Consider the following 22,140-nt stretch of genomic DNA (forward strand, 5'->3'; position numbering starts at 1 on the left):
GATAGCGGCCCGCGGTCTCCACCCGGGGGTGGTCGGGCAGCCGCCGGGGCAGCAGGGCCCGCTGGAGCCCGCGGGCCAGCGCGGCCTACGTCTAGTAGCGCTGCGCCTTCTCCATGGCGTGCGCGATCAGCCCGGCGAGCGCGGTCAGGACGGTGCGCTCCTCGGTGCTGAAGCTGCGGGGCCGGTCGAAGCCGAGGATGCAGGAGCCGAACGGCCGCCCCGAGGCGATCAGCGGGAGGAAGGCGCGGGCTCCCTCGGTCGCGTCGAGGGGGATGCCGGGGTAGGCGTCCGACAGCGCCTGCATCGAGTCGAAGAAGAGAGGCTGGCCGGTGGTCAGCGTCTCGACGCCGGGCAGCCGGGCGCTGAGGCTCACGCCTTCGAACGGCGCGAGGAATCCCGGGGGGAACCCGGTCTCCCAGGCCAGGTAGAGGTGCCGTTCCTGCAGCAGGTAGATGGCGAGCCGACGGCCGCCGAACGCGGGCAGCAGCTCCTGCATGACCACCGCGGAGACCTGCCGGGCGGTGGCCGCCTCGGTCAGGGCGATGGCGAGGACGATCGGCCGGTGGACCAGTGAGGTCGCGGCCACTTCGGCATCGGAGGCGTCGGCGGACGCCGGCGCGGGCGCGGGCGCTGCGGGAGCCTCGGTCCCCCGGTTCGCCGGGGTGACGGTGCAGGTCAGGATGTCCGGGCCCGGATGGACGGACACGGCCAGCCAGTCACCGCCGTTTCGATCGTGCGGCCCTCCCTCACGGCCGGACCGCCGGACGTGGAAGTGCACCGGGTCGGGAGACAGCAGGGCCGCGCGCAGGTGGTCCTCGCAGGCGGTCTCGCCGAGCCACGGCACACCCTCCCACAGGGGTCGGCCGAGAAACCGCGCCCGCGGCTCGCCGAGGAGTTCGGCGGCACGCGGATTGGCGTAGCCGATCAGTCCCAGCCGGTCCAGGCAGAAGACGCCCTGGGGGAGCTGGTCGGCGGCCGCGTCGGCCATCGAGGCCGCATCGAGCACGATCCCGCCGACGGGGTATGGAGCACCGACGGCGGGCCTGCGGTCGGTGACGTCCGGGTTCCACAGCTCCACCAGCCGCGTGCCGTCGGGGGTGTGCAGGTGCACGGGTGCGGGCGGCGGCCCGCCACGGGACGCCTGGCACAGCAGCTCCAGGAAGCGATCCGCCTCGCCCGGGGCCACAGCCCCGGTCAGGGTCGCGGCGGGGCCGGGCAGGCCCTCGGCCGGCAGCCGCAGCAGGGCCCGCGCGGCATCGTCCGCGGTGACGACATCGGTTGCCGGGTCCCAGGTGAAACGCCCGATCCGGCCCGGCGTCAGCCGTGTGCCTGGCGGCCGTATGCACAGCGGCTCGTCGTCCCACACGAGCGACTCCCCGTCCTCCTCCAGGCGCCGCACGGCCACCCGCAGATCCTCGGCCAGCTCCGCCAGACGGTCCCGTTCGGCCAGCACCTCGGTGGCGTCCGAGGCGGCAGGCCGCAGCACGGTCAGCACGCCGTAGGGTCCCTCCTTCCCCGGGACGGGTACACAGATCGTCCCCACGGGGAACGGCAGACCGGCCGCGAACTGGGGGTAGCGGCGCATGGCCTCCGTGACATTCGGCAGCACCACCTGCACGCCCAGCCGATAGGCGTCGGCGACCGGGAACCGGCGGTGCGCGTGCAGCCGCCACCAGGGCCGGTACAGGCGCCCGGGCAGCCCCACCAGCACGGCCAGCCGCAGAACGCCGGGTGCGCCGGAGGGCAGGTAGATCCCCGCGGCGCGCCCGTCGGTGGCGCGGATCGCCTCGGCCGCGGCGTCGGCCAGCAGCGTGGCCAGCCGTCCGGGCTCTGCGTTCCGGCCCTCGACGCTCCCAGTCATCGGCCCTACCTCGTCCGTGCGCGCCGTCGCGCAGGCGACACAGCAAGAATGCGCCACGACGACCCCTGCCCGCACCCGGGCGGGCAGGGGTCGCGGGAGCGTACGGTGCGATGCCACAGCGACCCCGTCCCGTCAGGGCGTTTTGCCGGAACGGCAACGGGCCTCGCCCCTGTGCCGCCGACGGCCGGATGATCGAGGAACACCGGCGGACGGCACGGGGCCGCGTCCTCCCTCTCCGCCGACGCCGGACGACCCGCTCACCGCTTCGGGAGGAACCATGCCGCACCCGTCCGCCGACGACCTCACCCACCGGCTGGTGCCCTCACCCGCCGGCCGGATCCACCTGGTGGAGCAGGGCAGCGGACCGCTGGTGCTGCTCGTGCACGGGTTCCCCGAGGGCTGGTACTCCTGGCGTCACCAGCTGCCCGCCTTGGCGGCGGCCGGCCACCGAGCGGTGGCGATCGACGTCCGCGGCTACGGCCGCTCCTCCCGGCCGGACCCCGTGGACGCCTACCGGATGCTGGAGCTGGTGGCGGACAACGCGGCCGTGGTGGAGGCCCTGGGCGAGCGGTCCGCCGTGATCGTCGGGCACGACTGGGGCGCGACCATCGCAGCCACCTCCGCGCTGCTCCGGCCCGATGTGTTCCGCGCCGCCGGACTGCTCGGTGTGCCCTACACCCCGCCCGGCGGGCCGAAGCCGAGCGACGTCTTCGCCGCCATGGGCGGGACGGAGGAGTTCTACGTCTCCTACTTCCAGCAGCCCGGCCGTGCCGAGGCGGAGATCGAGCCCGACGTACGCGGCTGGCTGGCCGGCTTCTACGCCGCCCTGTCCGCCGACACCATGCCGGATCCCGGCGCTCCCGACCCGCACTTCGTCGGACCCGGCGGCCGGCTGCGCGACCGGTTCCCGGCCGAGCGGCTTCCCCACTGGCTCGGAGAGCACGAACTCGACGTCTTCGCCGGAGAGTTCGAGCGCACCGGCCTGAGCGGTGCGCTCAACCGGTACCGGAACATGGACCGGGACTGGGCGGACCTCGCCGGCCATCACGGCGCACCCCTCACCCAGCCCTCCCTGTTCGTCGGCGGAGCCCGGGATGCCTCCGTCACCTGGCTCGCCGACGCGATCGAGGCGTTCCCCGACACACTCCCCGGCCTGGTCGCCTCGCGTCTCCTCGACGACTGCGGCCACTGGGTCCAGCAGGAACGCCCCGAGCAGGTCAACCGGATCCTCACGGACTGGCTCGCCGGGCTCGCCGGCTGACGACTCGGTTCCTCAGGAACCGTGCAGGGTCCGCTTGGCGAGTTCGTACGCCGGGAGCATCGCCTCGTGTTCCTCGGTGTCCATCCCGCCGAGGTGCAGGACGACCGGGCCGTCCGGGGTGGTGACGGCGAGCGCGCGCTCCTTCTTGGTCTCCTCCAGCAGTTCGCTGGTGTAGAGGTACTCCACTTCGGCGCCGGTGAGACCGCCCGCCTCGAAGGAGCCGTACTTCTCGTTGCTCACCCCGTCCTCGGCTGCGACGAAGGCCTCGAGGACGGTGCGCGCGTCGTCGTCGCCCGGCTCGCCGGTCCAGACACGGAGGAAGCCGATGTTCCCGGCGGGCTTGGCGTCCACCTCGCAGGCGGCGGTGACCGGGCCCTGGTGGAGGAGGGCGTCGGCCAGTTCCTCCGCTGCTCCGCCGGCAGCGGCGTCGACGGACTCCGCCGCCCAGTCCTCGGCGATGTCGAACGTCACCGGCAGCTCGCAGGCCGACCCCTCGGCGCCGATGGTGCCGCCGCTCCTGGCGACATCGCCGCTGCCGTTGCCGCCGGCCGCGTCCGCCGACGCCGACGTGCTCGCGGGGGCCTCGTCCTCCCCGTCCGCGCAGCCTGCCAACAGCCCTGCCACCAACGCCACGTGGACCAGCCCCCGCCACGCGTTCCCCGCCCTGACCTGCACCGCACCGTCTCCTCTCGGTTGAGGCGGGTCACTGTATCCCCCCGTCACCGTGCCAGAGCCGCCCGCGCTGTCTCCACCGCCTGCACGGCGTAGGTCCGGCCGAACAGGACGGTGTGGACGAGGAGGGGGAAGAGCTGGTGGAGGCCGATGCGGTCCCGCCAACCCTCCGCGAGCGGGGCCGTTTCCTGGTAGCCGTCGAGCACCTGGTCCAGGTGGGGGCAGCCGAAGAGGTGGAGCATGGCCAGGTCGGTCTCCCGGTGGCCGCCGTGCGCGGCGGGGTCGATGAGCCAGGCCTGTCCGTCCGCGCCCCACAGCACGTTGCCGTTCCACAGGTCACCGTGCAGCCGGGCGGGCGGCTCGGCCGGGCCTGCGAGCCCGGGGAGCCGCTCGCAGACCTGGTCGACGACGGATGCCTCGGCGGGCCGCAGCGTCCCGTCGTCCACGGCGCGGCGGAGATAGGGGAGGACCCGGTGCTCGGCGTACCAGGTCGGCCAGTCGTCACCGGGGACGTTGCGCATGGGGGCGAGTCCGATGGCCGCGTCCCTGGGTCCGCCGGGGGGCGGAACCCCGAACGCCGCCGCACCACGGGCGTGCAGGGCGGCCAGGTCCCGGCCGAACCGGACCGCCGCCTGCCCGCTGGGCCGGCCGGCCGGGACGCGTTCGGTCACCAGCCACTTCCCGTCATGACCATGCACGGCCGGTACGCGGACCGTGCCCGCCTCGCCCAGCCAGCGCAGCCCGGCGGCCTCGGCCCCCACGCCGCCCGGCGCGTCCTGGCGTTTCACGATCACCACCTGCCCACCGTCGAGGGAGACCTCGGCGAGCGCGCCGGACAGCGCACGGACTCCGGTCACTTCCCGCCCGGTGATCCTCGCCGCTGCCGTGTCGGGTCCTTCGCGCACGGCGACCACGGTACGACAGCCTGCGGCCGGTCCGGAGAGAACCGTACTTTGCCGTATCGGCAAAGCCGGTTGTCGCCGGAGCGGCGGTGGTCCAGGCTCGGTCACGAGGGCGCCACACCCGGCATACGGCGCCCCTGACCGAGCAGACGACCAGGAGGCACCATGCCCGAACTCCCCGCGCCCACCCAGCCCGCAGAGTTCTGGGAGACCCGCTACCGCGACACCGACCGTGTCTGGAGCGGCCGCCCGAACCAGCTGCTCGTGCGAGAGGCCGCCGACCTGAAGCCGGGCCGCGCCCTCGACCTCGGGTGCGGCGAGGGCGGGGACGCCATCTGGCTGGCGTCCCGCGGCTGGCACGTCACCGGCATCGACATCTCGGTCACCGCCCTCGAACGCGCCGCCCTGCACGCCGCCGACGCAGGAGTCGGCGACCGCACCGGTTGGGAACGCCACGAGCTCGGCGAGACCTTCCCCGAGGGCTCCTTCGACCTCGTGAACGCCCAGTACCTGCAGTCCCCGGTGGGGCTGGACCAGGAGTGGATCCTGCGGCGCGCCGCCGACGCGGTCGCGGACAAAGGCACCCTGCTGATCGTGATGCACGGCGGCTGGCCGTCCTGGCAGACCGAGCCGCCCTTCGACGCCGTCTTTCCCACGCTCGACGGGGTGCTGGCCGAACTGGCGCTGCCCGACGGGGAGTGGGTCGTCGAGACGGCGGAGACGGTACGACGTACGAACGTCTCCCCGGACGGCCGGGAAGGCTTCCGGGACGACCACGTGTGGCGGCTCCGGCGACTCTAGGGCCTGTCCGGCGGATCATGCCGGAGACGCGGGGCGTGGCAGCCCATCTGCCGCGTTGTCGTCGGTCGCCGACTCCCCCACGCTCGGCTTCGCTCGCGCGGGGGCACCCCCATCGCCCCGCTCACCCGCGCTGACGAGATGCCGCCGTTTTCCTCCGACCTGATCCGCCGGACAGGCCCTAGCCGCCGGGTGTGGGTGCGTACTCGGGGAGGAGGCCGGCGGCCTTGACGGCCCGCCAGAAAGCTGGCGACACCGGGTGGTTGAAGAAATCCACGCTGCCGGTCACCTCGTCGGGCGAGCGTGCACCGACCACCACACTCGTGACGGCCGGATGCCCGAGTGGGAACTGCACCGCGGCCGCCAGCAGCGGCACGTCGAACGCCCGGCACACCGCCGCCCAGGCCCGCACCCGCCACAGGAGCCGCCGCGGAACGGCCCCGTACCCGTGCAGCACCCCAGGACGGGGGTCGGCGAGCAGTCCGCCCTGGTACACGCCCGCCGCCATGACCGCGACGCCCCGCTCGGCGCACAACGGCAGCAACTCGTCCAGGCCGGACTGATCGAGCAGGGTGTAGCGGCCGGCCAGCAGGACGCAGTCGGGCCCGGGCGGGGCGGCCTCGCGCAGGAAACGCACGGCCACGGGCGCATGGTTGACGCCGATCGACACCGCCCTGACGGTGCCCGCGTCCCGCAGGTCGGCCAGCGCACGATAGGCCTCGCGCACGGCGGTGGGGAAGTCCTCGTCGGGATCATGGACGTGCACCACGTCGACCCGGTCGAGCCGCAGCCGCGCCAGGCTCTCCTCGATGCAGCGCAGGACTCCGGCGTACGAGTAGTCCAGCCGGGGCCCCAGACCGGGCGGAGGGTCCGCCCAGATCGGCTGGGTGTCGGGCCCTCCCGGCTCGATGATGCGCCCCACCTTCGTGCACAGGACGTACGCCTCGCGCGGCCGGCTTGCCAGCGCCGCGCCGGTGCGGGACTCCGAGCGCCCGTACCCGTACACGGGAGCCGTGTCGTACAGCCGTATCCCGGCCTCCCAGGCCGTGTCGATCACCGCGGCCGCCGTGTCCTGCGCGACCGGGGCGAAGAGCCCGCCCACCGATGCCAGCCCCAGCCCCAGCCGGCTGACCCGCAGCCCGGTGCGGCCCAGTGGCACCAGGTCATCCGCCCGCACGGCAGCTCACCTCAGAAACTCCGCGACGATTCCCACGAACCGCCCTCCGTCGTCGAGCCACGGAAAGTGTCCGGCACCGGACTGGACGACCAGCTCGGCACCCGGAAACAACCCCTGGAACTCGGTCATGGCCCGCCGCGGGGCCGCCAGATCGACCTCCCCGGCGAGCAGCAGCACCGGCGACCCGAACCGTGCGAGTGCCGCACGCGTGGCTGCCGGATCGAAGGCGCCTTCCCCAGCGTAGGCCGCCGCGGCCTCAGCGTTGCGCTGCTCGTCCTCGGCGGCCCGATGCGCCCGGGCCGCTTCGTCCCAGCGGCCGTAGTAGAACGGTGCGATGGCCTGCCACGATGCGGGGGTCGCTTGTCCGGCGACGATCGTCTCCAGCGCCGCGAACGCCTCCGGAAACCACGGCTCCGCCCGGCGCAGCTCCGCCGCAGCCCGCCGGTCGTCGCCGGTGACCGGGACCCCGACGGCGATGACGCTCGGCGTGACCAGCACGAGCCGGCCGACGCGCTCCGGGTGGCGGGCTGTGTAGAGCGCCGCCAGATTGGCACCGGCCGAATGCGCCAGCAGATCCATCCGCTCCAGGCCGAGGTGCTCGCGCAGCGCCTCCACGTCGTCGACCTGCCGGTCGCAGCGGTAGGAGCCGGGATCCCCGGGCTCCGCCGAGCCGCCGGTACCCCGGAGATCCAGCATGATCAGCCGGCGGTGCACCGCCAGCCCGCCCAGGTCCCCGAGGTATGCGGAGGCCTGCATGGGGCCGCCGGGCAGACAGACCAGGGGAGGGCCGTTGCCGAGGACGTGGTGGGCGAGCTCGGTTCCGTCGTACGCGGAGAAGCTGGGCATGGCCGCGACCCTGTCACCGGCGTCCGGCCGCGGCAACTCGCTTTTCCGTTTGGGTGTCGCGTTCCGGGCCACACGGTGAGCGACATCGGAAAGTCGCTGGTGACTTGGGGTGAACCACCGTGGCGCGAGAACAGAAGGCCAAGGCCAGGATGGAACAGGTCAAGGGGAAGCTCAAGGAGGTGATGGGTCGCGCGGTCGGCAACGAGCGCATGACGGCCGAAGGCAAGGCGGAGCAGGCCAAGGGCGATGCGCGTCAGGCGAAGGAGAAGGGCAAGGACGTGTTCCGGCACCGATGAGTGCACGGCCGTCGGCGGGTTCCCCTGTTGCTGTCGGGGAACCCGCCGCTCGTTGCCCGTACGGCTCAGATACCGCAGGTGGGTGCTGACCAGTACTGGTCGGCCCGGTGGTCGAGGTGCGTGTGGTCGTCGTGGCCGGGGTAGCCGGGGCCGAGGATGCCTCGGAAGCCGTGGTTGCGGGCCTGCTTGGCCAGGGTGCACAGGGAGTGCGGTCCGGCCCCGAGGTCGACGGCGTCGCCGTACAGATGACGGCTGTTGCTCGCGCCGCCCACGGCGCTGTTGCAGGCGTAGGACCTGAAGCCGCTGGTCACCGTGATCGGCTGGTCGCCCAGCGCGTGCCGCATGGCCTCCAGCTTCCACATGCTGCGCAGCGCGTTGGACCTGGCGGTCGCCGCGCTGACCGCGCCGCCGGACCAGGTGCTGTTGCAGTCGTTCAACTCGCTGTAGGAGAAGTGGACCGGGGTGCAGTCGTCGTCCTGCAGGGCGTACAGCTTGTTGAAGGTGTTCGGCCCCGCCACGCCGTCGGCCGTGAGGCCGTACGCCGACTGGAAGCGCTTGAGAGCGGCCTCCGTGGCCGGCCCGAAGTCGCCGTCGGCGGCCAGGACGGAACCGTAGCCCGGATAGCCGCCGAGCCGGATCTGCAGCTGGGTGACATCGGCGCCCGAGGAGCCCTGCGCGAGTGTGCGGCTCCAGGTGTAGCAGCCGTCGGCGTGCGCGGTGCCCGCCGTCGCGACCGTGCCCGCCAGGGCACCAGCCATGATCATGACAAGCGTGAGAATCAGTCTGACGGTGCGTGTGTACATACGGCCTCCATGCCGGGGGAGACGTGAGGTGGTGCCGAGCGTGAAGGGACCTGTGACGCGCGTCAACCATGCGGTACGCCCTCGCTCGCCGGCAAGACCGCGATCACGCAGTTGTCCGGACGGTCGCTGCGGGCGGGGGCCGGCATCACCTCGTCGACACCCGCACTGATCCGACGTCTGGTCCCGTGGGTCAGTCCTGCGCGACCAGTGCCGGCGTCGACCTCGTCAGCACCTCGCCGCGGAAGAAGGCAGGGCTGCGCCACCGCATCACCGTCATGATCACCAGGCCCAGGGCGAGCAGCCCCACGCCGATGACGAACACCGACCCCACCCCCAGCACGGACGACCCGCTGCCGTATGCCGGGTCCCACATGTCGACGAGGGTCTTGGCGAACACGGCTGCCAGCAGCACCCCGCCGACGACCGGGAACAGCCCCTTGAACAGCAGGTCCCGTCCGGACCGCAGCAGCTCCGCCCGGAAGTACCAGACGCAGGCGAAAGCCGTGAGGGCGTAGTAGAAGCAGATCATCAGGCCGAGCGCGTAGATCGTGTCCACCAGTACGTGCTCGCTGACCAGCGTCATCACGGTGTAGAACACCGCGGTCGCGACACCCGCGGTCACTGTGGCGCGCCCCGGCGTACGAAAGCGCGGATGGACCCGGGCGTACGACGCCGGCAGCGCTTCGTATGCCGACATGGCCAGCACCGTGCGGGCCACCGGGATGAACGTGGTCTGCAGGCTGGCCGCGGCGGAGGCGAGCACCGCGAGGAACAGCAGGATGCCGAGCGCCGGGCCCATCACCGGGCCCGCCAGTGCGGCGAAGACGTTGTCGGAGGTCTCGGGGTTGGCCAGCCCCAGCCCCTGGTCACCGGAGCCGACGACCATCTGCGCGGCCACCCCCGTGGCGAGGTACGAGCCGACCAGCACCACCATGGCGACCAGCGCCGCCCGGCCGGGGGTGCGGCTGCTGCCGCTGGTCTCCTCGTTGGCGGTCAGGCAGGCGTCCCAGCCCCAGTACATGAAGATCGACAGCGACAGTCCGGCGGTGAACGCGGCGAACGACTGGACGGCGAACGGATTCAGCCATGACCACGAGAACTCGGCCGACGTCGGGAACGCGGGGCTTCCCGCCTTCCCGAAGGCCATCGCCACGAACACACCCAGCACCACCAGCTGGAGCGCCACCAGCGCGTACTGCACGCCCTTCGTGGCGGTCATACCGCGGTAACTGATCACCGTCGCGACCGCGATCAGCGCGAGACAGGTGACGATGTGGACGGCCTTGTTGTCGTCGAGCGCAGCGACGGCGTCACTGCCCGTGACCTCCCCCGCGAGCAGCCAGAAGTACGAGGTCGCCACACCGGCCAGGTTCGACAGCACGATGATCGTGGCGATCACCAGGCCCCAGCCGCACATCCAGCCCACGCGCGGCCCGAACGCCTTCACCGTCCAGGTGAACGAGGTGCCGCAGTCCGGCATGGCCTTGTTCAGCTCGCGGTAGGCGAAGGCGACAAGCAGCATCGGCAGGAACCCGGCGAGGAACACGGCGGGCATCTGCACGCCCACCTCGCCCGCGGTCGAACCGAGCGTCGAGGTCAGGCAGTACACGGGCGCCACGGTGGACACACCGATGACCGCGCTGCCCAGCAGGCCGACGGAGTTCCCGCTCAGGCCCTTGGCGCGCATGCCCGCGGCAGGGGCGGCGTCGCCTGTGTCTCCGGCCCCGGGCCGTACGTCCAGCTGAGTCATGAACAGGACGTTAAATCCTGCGGTTTCCGTGGCGGCTCTGCGTGACGTTGAGCGAGCCTGGCCTCTTGTATCCCGCGAATCGATGGCCGATTCGCTTATTTCTCTGCGATTGCAAGGTCATCTATCGACTGCATGTGAGACATCCAAAGCATGCTGGCGGGTGTCCGATATTCGGTAATCGCAGCGACCCTCGATGTGCCGCGGTGAAGTCTTTCCATGTGATCCGCGTCACATGTGGCGTCCCTCCGGTCAGGCGAACACAGTCCACCCGCTCGATGCTTGAGATGTTGAAGCGGGTAACTATGCGTATTATGAAGGCATTTGCATCATTTCCGGCAGAGCGGTCAACCCTGTCGTAGAAGGTTCTGGCTTTCTGGCTTACACCCTGAGGGAGATGGTGCTATGCCTTCCACCGAAACGATCCTCGAAGAGGTCACCGGTATCCGGACCGCCGACATCGAGGCGGTACTGGACCCTGCCGAGGCCGAGGGCGTCTACCGCGACAGCCGCGAGTGCGCAGCGCTCGCCCTCGCCTCCGGCGGGGGCCACCTGCTGCTCTCTCCGCCGACCCCGCGCCCGAAGAAGGGCTGACCGGATCGACGGAGCGGCGAGATGGAGCAATCAGGCACTTCCGCCCTCCTGCAGGGCGCGGTGCAGGATCTCGCTACCGCTGTGGTCTCCGCTCTTCGGGGCGGGGACCACATGCGAGCGACCGGCACCGAGACGACCGACGACCCGGCGCGAGGCCTCGCCCTCGCGGCAGTACGCGTACTGGGAGCCGACGCGCTCCTGCCGCACGTACTGCTTCACACGACCCCCGCGCCGGAGGAACTCGCCGTGTTCCGGGCGTCCGTGGCGGGCTTCCCGCCGCGCGCCGACGCCGCCCTCACCGTCGTATGGAGCCATTGGGCCATGACGCGCACGCTACGGCGGTTCGAGACGCCTCTGGACGATCCGCCCGCCCACCGTGAGCGCGAAGAACCCGACGCCGGCTGGCTCGACACCTGCCTGGAGGCCTGCATGTGGGACCTGAGCTGCGAACTGCTGGCAGTCGCGGCCAGCGTGCCCGGGCAGGCGGCCAGCCTCCAGGACGCCTGGCACCGGATCGCATCGGCGCAGCACGACACGGGCGCGATCCCGGAGGAGGGCGGCCGGGACGCTCTGGACCCGCGCGCAGCCGACGCCGGAGACGACTTCGCCCACTGCTATCACTCCACGCTGATGGCCGCCTTCGCCGCCACCCTGAACATCCGGCATACGGACGGCGAGGAGCGGGACCACGACAACGGGCGGATGCAAGGAGTACTGCGATGACCGAGACCCGCCTGATGCACCGCGTCGGCGTCGCAGCCATCGAGTGGCTGTGGACCCACCGCGACGGATTCCGGCTCGAACCCGACGTGGACCCGGAAGTGGGCTTCCTGGAGCGTTTCAAGCCGGTGGGCGAACTCGCCCTGATCTGCAAGGTGCTGTTCCGCGAAGGCGTGGCGGGGTCCAAACAGGCCCGGCTGGCACGCCAGTTGGTCGACCACATGTGGAGGGAGACGCTGCAGGGTGGCCAGATGCTGGTGTGCGGGCAGCGGACGGAGCCGATCTCCCCGATCCCCTTCGAGGTCTACCTCCCCTTCAGGGAACTCGGTTACCGCAGGCCCGAGGTGGAGCGGGCCGCCGTCCTGAACCACCGGCTGGACAGCTGGGCGGCGTTCGCGATGACGCCCACCCGACGACTCGGCCTGTCCGCGTTCCAACGCCGCTTCGGCCTGCAGCCCCGCCCGCCCGAGGCCGCCGCCCTGGAGACGACCTGGCTGGCCCGCACGCCCGAGCCATGGACGGTCGAGGGACACATCGCCTACGACGTCACCCACACCGTGTTCCACCTCACCGACTGGGGAGAGCACCCCGACGGCCTGCCACCCCGTATCGCCGACTACCTCACCGAGTGGCTGCCGGTCTGGATCGACGACTGGCTGGACCTGCAACGCTGGGACCTGCTCGGCGAACTGCTGGTCGTCGACGCCTGCCTGCCCCGCCCCAGCCTGGACGCGCGGGCCTGGCAGGGCTTCGCCGACGCCCAGCAGCCGGACGGCGCCATGCCCGCGGTGCGGACGATGCCCGAGGGCAGCGCAGAAGAGGTGTTCGACATCGTCTACCACCCCACGCTGGTCGCCGCCTTCGCCTCCGTGCTCGCCACGTCCCGCGCCCTGACCGAACTGGCCCATGCGTCATGAGCGTCCAGATCACCCCCTGGCCGGGCGCCCCGATCGACGCCGAGGAAGCGCGGCCACCGTACGAGGCGCCGGGCGACGACGACCGACTGGGCCGGCGGCTGGAGGCCGCCGTCGCCGCCGCCGACGGCCCCGATGTCGTCTTCGCAGCCTCCCGGCACGGCCGGCGCATCGTCCGCTGTGGCGGAACCGCCCCGCCCCCGTCCCCGCGTTCGACGCCGGCGGCTTCACCGCGGCAGGCGCCGTCCGAGCCACCCCACGCGACCTGCTGACCTTTCTCGAAGCCCACCTCGACCCGTCCGGTTCGCCCCTGGCGGATGCGCTGCGAGCCGTCGTGCTCCGGCGCGGCCTGGGCCACCGGCACGTGCACACCATCGCCTGGTTCCGCCACCCCACCGCGTCGGGCGGGCCGATGTACTTCCACAGCGGCGCCACCCTCGGCCAGCCGGCCTTCCTTGGCTTCCGCCCCGACACCGGCACCGCCCTGGCCGCGCTGTGCACGCGTCGGTTCCGCGCCCGGGACCCGTTCGTGGCGACCGCGTACGCGTTCCTCGCGGAGGAATAGAGGAACAGTGGCGGCGATGCACCGGCATCGGCCGCGGCGCGAGGGCCACGGCCGGTATCGGGGAGTCCCGTGGGACCTGTCAGAGGCGTTGCCACAGTGCGGGGGTGGCCGACGGCGTCCAGGAGCCCTGGGCCTGGTGGGTCTGCAGGCACTGGTAGCGAACCCCGTTGTGGCTCACCATGGCCCCGACGCCGTAGACGTGGCCCGAGGCCCAGCCGTCGGCGCCGCCGTCCTGCGGGGCCGGCGTCGCCGTCGTGCCGGAAGCCGTCCTGAGGGTCAGGCCGAAGTCGCTGAGCAGCGGGTTGACGGGCTGGTAGTAGGTCGTTCCACCGCTCTTGCAGTCGCCCGTCCCGCCGGACGTGATCCCCTGCGCCTGGGCGCCCGCGAGGTAGGGGCCGCCGGAGTCGCCCGGTTCGGCGCACACCGTCGTCCGGGTCAGGCCGTTCACGACGCCCTCGGGGTACCTGACGCTCGTGCCGTGCTGCTGGATGGTGCCGCAGTGCCAGCCACTGGTCGAGCCGGAGCGGCACACCGACGCCCCGACCAGCGCCTCGACCGAGCCGGCGGCCTGCACGCGCTGGCCCGACTCCCCCCTGACGTCGGCGGTCGCGGTCCAGTCGGAGTTCACGCCCACCCACGCCATGTCCTTGCCGGGGAAGACGGAGGCCTCGAAGGTGCCCTGGTCGGCCTGGTTGAAGCCGGTCGTCGTGTCGCCCGCCGCGCCGCAGTGACCGGCGGTGGCAAAGCCCTGCTGCTCGGCCTTGGTCACGGAGAAGCCGACGGAGCAGCGAACCGATCCGTTGATGTAGTAGGGGTCGCCGCCGACGATGTCCTCCAGCAGACGCGGCCGGTCCGCCGACACATGGACGGCGACGCCCTTGCCCGAGACACCGGCGGCCTTGACGAAGGCGGACGCGGACGACCGGCTCCGAGCCTCGACCACGACCCGGTTGCCCGGAACGTCGACGTACCACAGCGGCGTGTCGGCGGTCGCGACACGGGAGGCCGCCGCGTCCAGCTTCCTCTTGACGGCCGTCAGACCGGCCAGGGACTCCTTGACGACCAGGGCCTTCGCGCCCTGGCCCTGGATGGCGGCCACGTCCGCGCCGTCGGTGGTCGCGACGGTGAGCTCCTGGGATGTCGTACCACTCACCCAGGCCCCGGCGAAGCGCTTGCCCAGCGCATTGCGCAGACGCCCCGCACGGCTGCCGGCCTCCGCCTCGTTCACCAACCGCTCCTCCGCCTGGGCGGGGGTCAGCTCGAGGTCCCGCTGGAGCGCGCGAAGCACCTGCACCGACGGCCTGTCGGCCCCCACTGTCTGCGCCGCCGTGGGCAGAGACCCGGCCGCGGGCGGCGGCTCGGCCCCCGCGGCCGAGCCGATCCCGCTCAGAACCAGCGTGCCGAGGGCGATCAGGGCCGCGCGGCGTGCGGTCGGGGCAAGTCTGTGGACCATGCGAATGGTTCCTTCCAGTCCGATACGGGTGAAGCTGCCATGAGGCGAGGGCTTGCCTGGAAGGACCGAAGCAATGTCACCGGCGCGGGGCTTTCGCGCTTTGGTGAGGGAAAGGGGCGCCAAGTGCAGTACGCACCGGGAAGTCACACGCGCCGAACCGGCGCGGCCTCCCTCACGGGGCGATTCCGACCCCCTCGATGCGGCTCCAGGCCCGCTCCTGGGCGGCGGTCATGGCCGGCCAGTGCAGTCCGCCCGGGCGGGGCCGGACGCGGGTGGCGTAGGGGGAGGGAACGAAGTCCGGGTCGTAGAAGCATCCGGAGCCGTAGGTGCGGTCGAATGCGGCACAGGACCCGGCGATCGACCGTGGCGTCGGCTTCCGTCCGCTGCGCACCCAACCGTCCAGTGCCGCCAGGGAGTTGGCGTACTCGGCGTCACTCAACCCGCTGTGCTCGGACTCCCGGGTGAAGGTCTGCACAAGTCGCCCGTCCCGGTCTGCACCCTGGAGTGTGGCGCGGTAGGCCGCCTCGTGCTCGACGAACACCGTCGGGTCGCCGATCGCGTGGAGCGTCAGGACGGGGATCCCGACCCTGCCCGTGAGGTCGCTGTCGTAGGACAGGTCCCGGACGGCGGCCGGGTCGGCGGAGAACCGCTCGACACCGGCGTTGAGCGCCGCGTCGTCATGCGACCCGGAGTACCACACGCCCCGGTTGCCGAACGGATTGCGGTCGCCGAGCCGGTTGTGCACGATGTCGCGGAACGTGAAGACCGAGAAGCGCAGATGCGATTCCAGCGTGCGCTCCGGGATCCGGGTGACGGCCAGGATGTCGTCGAGGTTGCGCTGCTGCAGCGCGGTCCGCTCCCGCGGTTCGGAGGCGTATCCGGTGCACTCCTGCAGCCGTGCGCGCAGCCCGTCCGTCGTCAGGTCCGACGTGGGGCGCAGGCCCTGCCACAGCGGGTACTGCGGCTCGGAGGGACGGGGCAGGTTCCGGCAGTAGTACTGGTAGACCACACGCAGGTCGACCCGGTGGTCGTAGCCCCGGGAACCGCCGCCGAGGACGCCGTTGGTGAGCAGCGCCCCGTCGTACGCGCCGCGCTGCCCACCGTAGACCTCCACGACCTTGGCGGCGACGTTCCCGCCCCACGACTGGCCGTGCACATAGGTCCGCTGCGGCCTGCCGAACTCGGATACGAACAGACGGCGCAGGTGCTCGGTGTCGGTGGCTGCCATGCGGGTGCCGTAGCCGCCGCGGCGGTAGGACGTGCCGGCCCAGGCGTAGCCCTGGTCCACCATCACCGCCCAGCGCTCCAGATCGTCGAGGCTGCGCTCCGGGTCGGAGCCTTCCCCGAGGTCGGGGCCGCCGTGGGCGTGGACGACCAGGGAACGGTTCCAGTCATGGGGGACGGCGATGGCGTAGTAGGCGCCATTCGCGTCCTGGCCGGTGTAACACGTGGCCTCTCCGGCGAGGTCCGCTGGGCAGCTCGCGGACACCGGGTGCCCGGTCTCCGCCCGGGCCGCAGGGACACCGGCAAGTGCAGTGGCGAGCACGGTCGCGACGCAGGCGGCCATCCCCGCGCGGCCCCGTGCACCGAGGCGGAACGGTGGGCGGATCCTGGGAACTCTCCATGTCTTCACGGTGCGGCTCCTCGTCCGGACTGGCGCATCGTTGCGCTGTGCGCCGCGATGCTAGAGAGCCGCCGAGCGAAGGGCCATGCACCTGATCGTTGCGTTCATACTGTTCGGCGGCGTCCCACGAGCGGTGCCGGCATCGTGAGCCGGAGCCGCCCCGTCCGAAAGATCGCAACTAGGCTGGCAGGGTATGCATCCATCGTCGCACGGCGGTCGCGGATGGAGGACGGACGCATGGACTACTACAACCTCGGCACCCACAGCCGTCGCGTGACGACCTCGTCGCCCGAAGCCCAACTGTGGTTCGACCGCGGACTGGCCTGGACGTACGGCTTCCACCACGAGGAGGCCGTCTCCTGCTTCGAGGCCGCGGCCGCCGCGGACCCCGGCTGCGCCATGGCCCAGTGGGGCATCGCCTACGCGCTCGGCCCCAACTACAACAAGCCCTGGGAGGCCTTCGACGGCCAGGACCTGGTCCGCACCGTCGACCGCACCCACGCCGCCGTCGAGCTCGCCCACGAAAAGGCGGCGGCCGGCGCCACCCCCGTCGAACGCGCCCTGATCGAGGCACTGCGTGCCCGCTACCCGCAGTCCAAGCCCGCCGAGGACTGCACCGTGTGGAACGCGCCCTACGCCGACGCCATGCGCGCCGTTCACGCACTCGACCCCGACGACCTCGACGTCGCCACCCTGTACGCCGACGCCCTGATGAACCTCACGCCCTGGCAGCTGTGGAACATCCGGACCGGCGAGCCCGCCGAAGGCGCCCGCACCCTCGACGCCAAGGCGGTCCTCGACCGCGCGTTGGCCACCGAGGACGGGTCCCGGCATCCCGGCGTGCTGCACATGTACATCCATCTCATGGAGATGTCCCCGACGCCCGAGGCTGCGCTGCCCGTCGCGGACCGGCTGCGCGGCCTGGTGCCCGACGCCGGCCACCTCCAGCACATGCCCACCCACCTGGAGGTGCTCTGCGGCGACTACCGACGCGTCGTGTCCGACAACAGCGACGCCATCGCCGCCGACGAGAAATACCGCGCGCGGGCCGGGGCGATGAACTTCTACACCCTGTACCGCTCGCACAACTACCACTTCAAGATCTACGGTGCGATGTTCCTCGGCCAGTCCCGGACCGCCCTCGAGACCGCCGCCGAACTCGAGTCGACCATCACGCAGGATCTGCTGCGTGTGCAGAGCCCGCCCATGGCCGACTGGCTGGAGGGCTTCCTTGCGATGCGGGTCCATGTGCTGATCCGCTTCGGCCGCTGGGCGGACATTCTGGATCTGCCTCTGCCTGCCGACCCGCAGCTCTACAGCGTGACGACCGCGATGCTGCGCTACGCCCGCGGCGTGGCGCTCTCGGCGACCGGCCGGATCGCCGAGGCCGAGGCCGAACGCGCACTGTTCCGCGAGGCGCTGGCCGGCGTCCCGGACACGCGCATGCTGTTCAACAACACCTGCGCCGACATCCTCGCCGTCGCCTCGGCGATGCTCGACGGTGAGCTGGAGTACCGCAAGGGCAACCACGACGCCGCCTTCGCCGCGCTGGAGCGGGCGATCGAACTCGACGACAGCCTCCCCTACGACGAGCCGTGGGGATGGATGCAGCCCACCCGGCACGCCTACGGCGCCCTGCTGCTGGAACAGGGACGCGTCGCCGAGGCGGAGGCGGTGTACCGGGCCGACCTGGGCCTCGACGACACCCTCCCGCGCCCCTTGCAGCACCCCGGGAACGTCTGGGCCCTGCACGGGTTCCACGAGTGCCTCGTCCGCCTCGGCAAGACGGGGGAGGCGCAGATCGTGGCCCAGCAGCTGAAGCTGGCCGCCGCCATGGCGGACGTACCGATCGAGGCGTCCTGCTTCTGCCGCCTCGACCGCGCCTCCGACGCCGCCGGCCCGGCCGACTGCTGCGCACGCCGCGATCACGGGTGAGCCGCCGGGTCGTTCCCTCTCGGGCAAGTCGCCGTGCGCCGACAGGCAGCCCGGCGCGGCCGTCGCCGCCCCGGATCTGAGCGCCCGGCACGCGACGAGCTACGAGGAGACGCACCAGTGAGTGAACAGGCGGATGTGGTCGTGGTCGGCCTGGGCCCCGGCGGGGAGTACGTCGCAGGAACCCTCGCCGACGCCGGACTGGACGTCGTGGGCATCGAGGCGCAGTTGGTGGAGGCGAGTGCCCCTACTGGGCGTGCGTGCCCAGCAAGATGATGACCAGGGCCGCGGACCTCCTCGCCGAAGCGCGCCGGGTGCCCGGCCTTGCGGGCGAGGCCACCGTGACACCGGACTGGACGCAGGTCGCCCGGCGGATCCGGGACGAGGCCACGGACGACTGGAACGACCAGGCGGCCGCGGACCGCCTCACCGCCAAGGGCGTCCGGCTGGTCCGCGGTACCGGGCGCCTCGCCGGCCCGCGCCGGGTGACCGTCGGCGGACGGACCGTGCAGGCCCGACGGGGTGTCGTCCTGGCCACCGGCACCCGGCCCCGGATCCCCGGCATACCCGGCCTGGCGGGGACGCCGTACTGGACGAACCGCGACGCGATGGCCGCCAAGGAACTGCCCGGCTCCCTCGTCGTGCTCGGTGGGGGAGCCGTTGGTGTCGAACTCGCCCAGGTCTTCGCCCGGTTCGGGTGCGAGGTGACCGTCGTCGAGGGGCAGAGCCGCGTCCTCGCGGCCGAGGAACCCGAGGCCGGTGACCTGGCGGCGCAGGTGCTGCGTGCGGACGGCGTGCGGGTGCTCACCTCGGTGCGGGCCGCGGAGGCCGGCCATGACGCCGACGTGTTCACGCTCCGCCCCGACAGTGGGGAGACGCTGCGCGCGGAGCGGTTGCTGGTCGCCGCCGGGCACCGGGTCGAGTTGAGCGGGCTCGGCGTGGAGGCCGTCGGGCTCGACGCGTCGGCGAACGCGGTGCCCACCGACGGCCGGCTGCGGGCCGGCGAGGGCCTCTGGGCCGTCGGGGACGTCACCGGGCGCGGTGCGTTTACCCATGTGTCCATGTATCAGGCGCAGATCGCGGTACGGGACATCCTCGGACAGCCCGGCGCCGAAGCCGACTACCGGGCGCTGCCCCGGGTCACCTTCACCGACCCGGAGATCGCCGCGGTCGGCCGCACCGAACGGCAGGCCCGCGAGGACGGCCTGCGGGTGCGGACCAGCGTGCTGCCCCTGTCGTCGTCCACCCGCGGCTGGAGCCACAAGGCCGGCAGCGAGGGCTTCATCAAGCTCGTCGAGGACGCCGACCGGGGCATTCTGGTCGGTGCCACCTCGGCGGGCCCGGCCGGCGGCGAGGTGCTGTACGGGCTGAACGTCGCCGTCCACGCCGAAGTGCCCGTCGAGCAGCTCCGGAACATGATCTACACCTACCCGACCTTCCACCGCGCGGTCGAGGCCGCACTCGCGGGACTGCGCTGAGCCGTTCGCCGGCTCTCTCCGCGGGCCGGGACGCGCTCCGGCAGGTCATGTCGGCCCGCGACCCGGGGGAGCCCCACCGGGTCGCCATTTCCCTGGAGCTCCTGTTCGACCTGTGCTTCGTCGTCGCGGTGGCTGAGGCGGGCGCCTGCACCGCGCGGTGGCCGAAGCGCACCACGCGTCCGGTGTCCCGCCGATCCCGGCCGGCGGAGACGGCCCAAGTCGGCGGATCCAGGCGCCCATGACACGCCGTCGGACGGACGATCCGCCCTGTCCGCGGGGACTTGGGGCTTACCGTACGGAATATGATGAAAAGCCATATTGCGTACCTGGCGTGCACCGCAGCGCTCGTCGGGACCGGTCTCGGTGCCGCTGAGCCGACGTCTACCGGGCATTCGATCCATGTGGTCCTCGAGGGGGAGTCGATCCAGGAGGCGGTGGACGCCGCCGAGCCGGGCGACACCGTTCTCGTGACCCCCGGCACCTACCGCGAGAGCGTCAAGGTGACCACGCCCGGGCTGACCCTGCGCGGTGTGGGTCGGGGCACGGTGATCAAACCGGCCACGACGAAGGCCGCCAACAGCTGCGCCGCGGCCGGCAACGGCATCTGCGTGGTGGGGACGAAGAACCGCAGGATCGAGGACGTCACCGTGGCCTCCCTGACCGTGACCGGCTTCGCCAAGAGCGGTGTGTCGGCGCTCCGGACGGACGGGCTGACCGTCCGGAACGTGACGGCCGTGAAGAACGGGGTGTGGGGCATCGCCCAGGAGCGGTCGGTCCGCAGCGTGTTCCGCGGGAACACCGCCCGCGACAACGGCGATGCGGGTCTGTTCCTCGCCAACTCGATCACGGCCGAGGAAGGCGCCGCGGACACCGGCGGAACCGTGGTCGAGTACAACCGGCTGGAGGGCAACCGGATCGGCGTCACCGTTCGGCGCCTGCGCAACCTCAGCGTCGAGCGCAATCACGTCGCCGGCAACTGCGCGGGACTGTTCGTCGTCGGTGACGAGAACAAGCCCAGGGCCGGCGACCTGGCCGTGCGCGAGAACCACGTCGTGGCGAACAACAAGTACTGCCCGAAGACCGAACGGCTGCCCTTCCTGCAGGGCTCCGGTGTCGTTCTGACCGGTGCCGAGAAGACCCTGGTGACGGGGAACGTGATCAAGGACAACGTCGGCGCCTCCCCGCTGTCGGGCGGCATCGTCCTGTTCCAGAGCCTCGTGGGTGTCAAGAGCGAGCAGAACCGGATCAGCGACAACGAGCTGGAGGGCAACGCCCCGGCCGATCTCGTCAACGCGGACACCGGCAAGGGCAACACCTTCGCGAACAACTCCTGCGGGGCGTCCGAGCCTGCGGGGCTGTGCTGACCGGCCGGCCGCAGTCACCCGTGGCCCCACGAAGGAAGGAAGGCGGCACATGACGACCGCAGAGACTGCTCCACCGCCGTCCATGCGGATGAGGGAGCTGGTGTTCGGGGCGGCGTGTGCCGCCGCGCTCCGGGCGGCCGCCCGGCTGGGAGTCGCCGACGCCCTCGGTGACGGCCCCATGGCCGTGGAGGACCTCGCGGCCGCGGTGAAGACCGAACCCCAGCCGCTGCGACGGCTGCTGCGGGCCCTGTCCTGCTACGGCGTGTTCGCCGAGCAGCAGGACGGGACGTTCGCGCACACCGACATGTCCCGGCTGCTGCGCGAGGACGATCCGCACAGCCTGCGCTACATCACCCTGTGGTGCACCGAACCGTGGACCTGGGACGCGTGGCCGAGGCTGGACGAGGCGGTGCGCACCGGCCGGAACGTCGTGGAGGACCTGTACGGAAAGGAGTTCTTCGAGTACCTCAACGAGGACGCCCCCGAGTCCGCCGTCGTCTTCAACCGCGCCATGACGACCTCGAGCATGCAGTCCGCGCGGGACGTCGCCCAGTTCCTCGATCTGTTGGGGAGTTCGTCGCTCGCCGACATCGGGGGTGGTCAGGGTCATGTCCTGGCGAGCCTGCTGGAGAAGTACCCGTCGGTCCAGGGGGCCCTGCTCGACCTGCCGCGCGTGGTGGAGAACGCCGACCCACGGCTGCGTCCGGGAGGAGCGCTCGCGGACCGGGTGCGCATCGTGCCCGGCGACTGCCGCGTGGCCGTCCCGGTCCGGGCCGATGTGTACATCATCAAGAACATCCTGGAGTGGGACGACGACAGCACCGCGCGGACCCTGCGCAACGTCATCGAGGCCGGCGGCCCCGGGGCACGGGTCGTGGTCATCGAGAACCTCGTCGACGACACGCCCTCCATGCGTTTCAGCACCGCGATGGACCTGCTGCTGCTCCTCAATGTCGGCGGGGCGAAGCACACCCGGGAGAGCATGGTCCGCCGGCTGACCGACGCGGGGCTGGTCATCGACGACGTCCGTGAGGTCAACCCCTACCTGCACGCGTTCGACTGCACCGTGCCCGGCTGATCACCCCGGACGCGCTCCGCAGACCACCGGCCCCGGGAGGACAAAAAAGACAGGG

General features: G+C 71.9%; 21 protein-coding genes and 1 pseudogene. 13 read left to right on the plus strand and 9 right to left on the minus strand.

Annotated elements, in window-relative coordinates; translation table 11 throughout:
* Positions 1-91 precede the first annotated feature (91 nt).
* The gene (locus ACTWQJ_RS20020) at positions 92-1,861 is read right to left on the minus strand and encodes a GAF domain-containing protein (RefSeq protein WP_443307990.1); all 1,770 of its coding nucleotides are present in this window, start codon (positions 1,859-1,861) and stop codon (positions 92-94) included.
* A gap of 277 nt (positions 1,862-2,138) precedes the next feature.
* On the opposite strand from ACTWQJ_RS20020, the gene ACTWQJ_RS20025 reads away from it, so the two are divergent.
* On the plus strand, positions 2,139-3,122 hold the full coding sequence (locus ACTWQJ_RS20025; protein ID WP_443307991.1) for an alpha/beta fold hydrolase: 984 nt from the start codon (positions 2,139-2,141) through the stop codon (positions 3,120-3,122).
* Positions 3,123-3,134: 12 nt separating this feature from the next.
* Here the strand turns inward: ACTWQJ_RS20025 and ACTWQJ_RS20030 are convergent, their stop codons facing one another.
* Together ACTWQJ_RS20030 and ACTWQJ_RS20035 are read right to left on the minus strand one after the other, a co-directional pair.
* Positions 3,135-3,797, minus strand: a complete 663-nt coding sequence (locus ACTWQJ_RS20030; RefSeq protein ID WP_443307992.1) for a lipoprotein — start codon at positions 3,795-3,797, stop codon at positions 3,135-3,137.
* A gap of 44 nt (positions 3,798-3,841) precedes the next feature.
* Complete coding sequence (locus ACTWQJ_RS20035; protein WP_443307993.1) at positions 3,842-4,699, minus strand: fructosamine kinase family protein; 858 nt, start codon at positions 4,697-4,699, stop codon at positions 3,842-3,844.
* Between the two features lie 162 nt (positions 4,700-4,861).
* Here ACTWQJ_RS20035 and ACTWQJ_RS20040 point away from each other — a divergent pair, with 162 nt between their 5' ends.
* Positions 4,862-5,497 (plus strand): class I SAM-dependent methyltransferase, encoded by a 636-nt coding sequence (locus ACTWQJ_RS20040; protein WP_443307994.1) that lies wholly within the window; start codon positions 4,862-4,864, stop codon positions 5,495-5,497.
* Positions 5,498-5,675: 178 nt separating this feature from the next.
* On the opposite strand, the gene ACTWQJ_RS20045 is transcribed toward ACTWQJ_RS20040, so the two are convergent.
* Positions 5,676-6,671 carry an aldo/keto reductase gene (locus ACTWQJ_RS20045; protein WP_443307995.1) on the minus strand — a complete coding sequence of 332 codons (996 nt, stop codon included), beginning with the start codon at positions 6,669-6,671 and terminating at the stop codon, positions 5,676-5,678.
* 6 nt (positions 6,672-6,677) lie between these two features.
* The gene (locus ACTWQJ_RS20050) at positions 6,678-7,517 is read right to left on the minus strand and encodes an alpha/beta fold hydrolase (RefSeq protein WP_443307996.1); all 840 of its coding nucleotides are present in this window, start codon (positions 7,515-7,517) and stop codon (positions 6,678-6,680) included.
* 119 nt (positions 7,518-7,636) lie between these two features.
* Between ACTWQJ_RS20050 and ACTWQJ_RS20055 the strand changes: the two genes are divergently transcribed.
* Positions 7,637-7,813 (plus strand): CsbD family protein, encoded by a 177-nt coding sequence (locus ACTWQJ_RS20055; RefSeq protein ID WP_443307997.1) that lies wholly within the window; start codon positions 7,637-7,639, stop codon positions 7,811-7,813.
* Between the two features lie 65 nt (positions 7,814-7,878).
* Here ACTWQJ_RS20055 and ACTWQJ_RS20060 read toward each other — a convergent pair whose 3' ends face one another.
* Entirely contained in the window at positions 7,879-8,616 is a 738-nt protein-coding gene (locus tag ACTWQJ_RS20060; protein WP_443307998.1) for a D-Ala-D-Ala carboxypeptidase family metallohydrolase, read from the minus strand.
* Positions 8,617-8,806: 190 nt separating this feature from the next.
* A complete protein-coding gene (locus ACTWQJ_RS20065; protein ID WP_443307999.1) occupies positions 8,807-10,366 on the minus strand; it encodes an APC family permease in 1,560 nt (519 codons plus the stop codon).
* 402 nt (positions 10,367-10,768) lie between these two features.
* On the opposite strand from ACTWQJ_RS20065, the gene ACTWQJ_RS20070 reads away from it, so the two are divergent.
* From ACTWQJ_RS20070 to ACTWQJ_RS20090, 5 genes and pseudogenes are all read left to right on the plus strand, one after another.
* Positions 10,769-10,957, plus strand: a complete 189-nt coding sequence (locus tag ACTWQJ_RS20070; protein ID WP_443308000.1) for a hypothetical protein — start codon at positions 10,769-10,771, stop codon at positions 10,955-10,957.
* 21 nt (positions 10,958-10,978) lie between these two features.
* Entirely contained in the window at positions 10,979-11,680 is a 702-nt protein-coding gene (locus ACTWQJ_RS20075) for a DUF6895 family protein (RefSeq protein WP_443308001.1), read from the plus strand.
* Positions 11,677-12,594, plus strand: a complete 918-nt coding sequence (locus tag ACTWQJ_RS20080; RefSeq protein ID WP_443308002.1) for a DUF6895 family protein — start codon at positions 11,677-11,679, stop codon at positions 12,592-12,594. Before ACTWQJ_RS20075 ends, ACTWQJ_RS20080 begins: the two co-directional genes overlap by 4 nt.
* Complete coding sequence (locus tag ACTWQJ_RS20085) at positions 12,591-12,863, plus strand: hypothetical protein (protein ID WP_443308010.1); 273 nt, start codon at positions 12,591-12,593, stop codon at positions 12,861-12,863. Before ACTWQJ_RS20080 ends, ACTWQJ_RS20085 begins: the two co-directional genes overlap by 4 nt.
* Positions 12,791-13,156, plus strand: a pseudogene (locus tag ACTWQJ_RS20090) (serine hydrolase); the annotation flags it as partial. The gene ACTWQJ_RS20085 and the pseudogene ACTWQJ_RS20090, both read left to right, overlap by 73 nt.
* A 79-nt stretch (positions 13,157-13,235) precedes the next feature.
* Here ACTWQJ_RS20090 and ACTWQJ_RS20095 read toward each other — a convergent pair.
* Both ACTWQJ_RS20095 and ACTWQJ_RS20100 read right to left on the minus strand, forming a co-directional pair.
* A complete protein-coding gene (locus ACTWQJ_RS20095; RefSeq protein WP_443308003.1) occupies positions 13,236-14,609 on the minus strand; it encodes a carbohydrate-binding protein in 1,374 nt (457 codons plus the stop codon).
* 172 nt (positions 14,610-14,781) lie between these two features.
* Positions 14,782-16,176, minus strand: coding sequence for a hypothetical protein (locus ACTWQJ_RS20100; protein WP_443308009.1), 1,395 nt, complete (start codon positions 16,174-16,176; stop codon positions 14,782-14,784).
* Positions 16,177-16,470: 294 nt separating this feature from the next.
* Between ACTWQJ_RS20100 and ACTWQJ_RS20105 the strand changes: the two genes are divergently transcribed.
* The 5 genes from ACTWQJ_RS20105 (at position 16,471) to ACTWQJ_RS20125 (ending at position 22,085) form a co-directional block, all read left to right on the plus strand.
* Positions 16,471-18,168, plus strand: a complete 1,698-nt coding sequence (locus tag ACTWQJ_RS20105; protein WP_443308004.1) for a tetratricopeptide repeat protein — start codon at positions 16,471-16,473, stop codon at positions 18,166-18,168.
* Positions 18,169-18,285: 117 nt separating this feature from the next.
* Entirely contained in the window at positions 18,286-18,441 is a 156-nt protein-coding gene (locus tag ACTWQJ_RS20110) for a hypothetical protein (protein WP_443308005.1), read from the plus strand.
* Positions 18,426-19,643 carry a dihydrolipoyl dehydrogenase family protein gene (locus ACTWQJ_RS20115; RefSeq protein WP_443308006.1) on the plus strand — a complete coding sequence of 406 codons (1,218 nt, stop codon included), beginning with the start codon at positions 18,426-18,428 and terminating at the stop codon, positions 19,641-19,643. Before ACTWQJ_RS20110 ends, ACTWQJ_RS20115 begins: the two co-directional genes overlap by 16 nt.
* A 302-nt stretch (positions 19,644-19,945) precedes the next feature.
* Positions 19,946-21,007 carry a right-handed parallel beta-helix repeat-containing protein gene (locus tag ACTWQJ_RS20120; protein WP_443308007.1) on the plus strand — a complete coding sequence of 354 codons (1,062 nt, stop codon included), beginning with the start codon at positions 19,946-19,948 and terminating at the stop codon, positions 21,005-21,007.
* Positions 21,008-21,056: 49 nt separating this feature from the next.
* Positions 21,057-22,085: a methyltransferase gene (locus ACTWQJ_RS20125; protein WP_443308008.1), complete on the plus strand. Its 1,029-nt coding sequence runs from the start codon at positions 21,057-21,059 to the stop codon at positions 22,083-22,085.
* Positions 22,086-22,140 lie beyond the last annotated feature (55 nt).

It is taken from the genome of Streptomyces sp. KR55 (assembly GCF_052245645.1).
Classification (GTDB): Bacteria; Actinomycetota; Actinomycetes; order Streptomycetales; family Streptomycetaceae; genus Streptomyces; species Streptomyces flavusporus.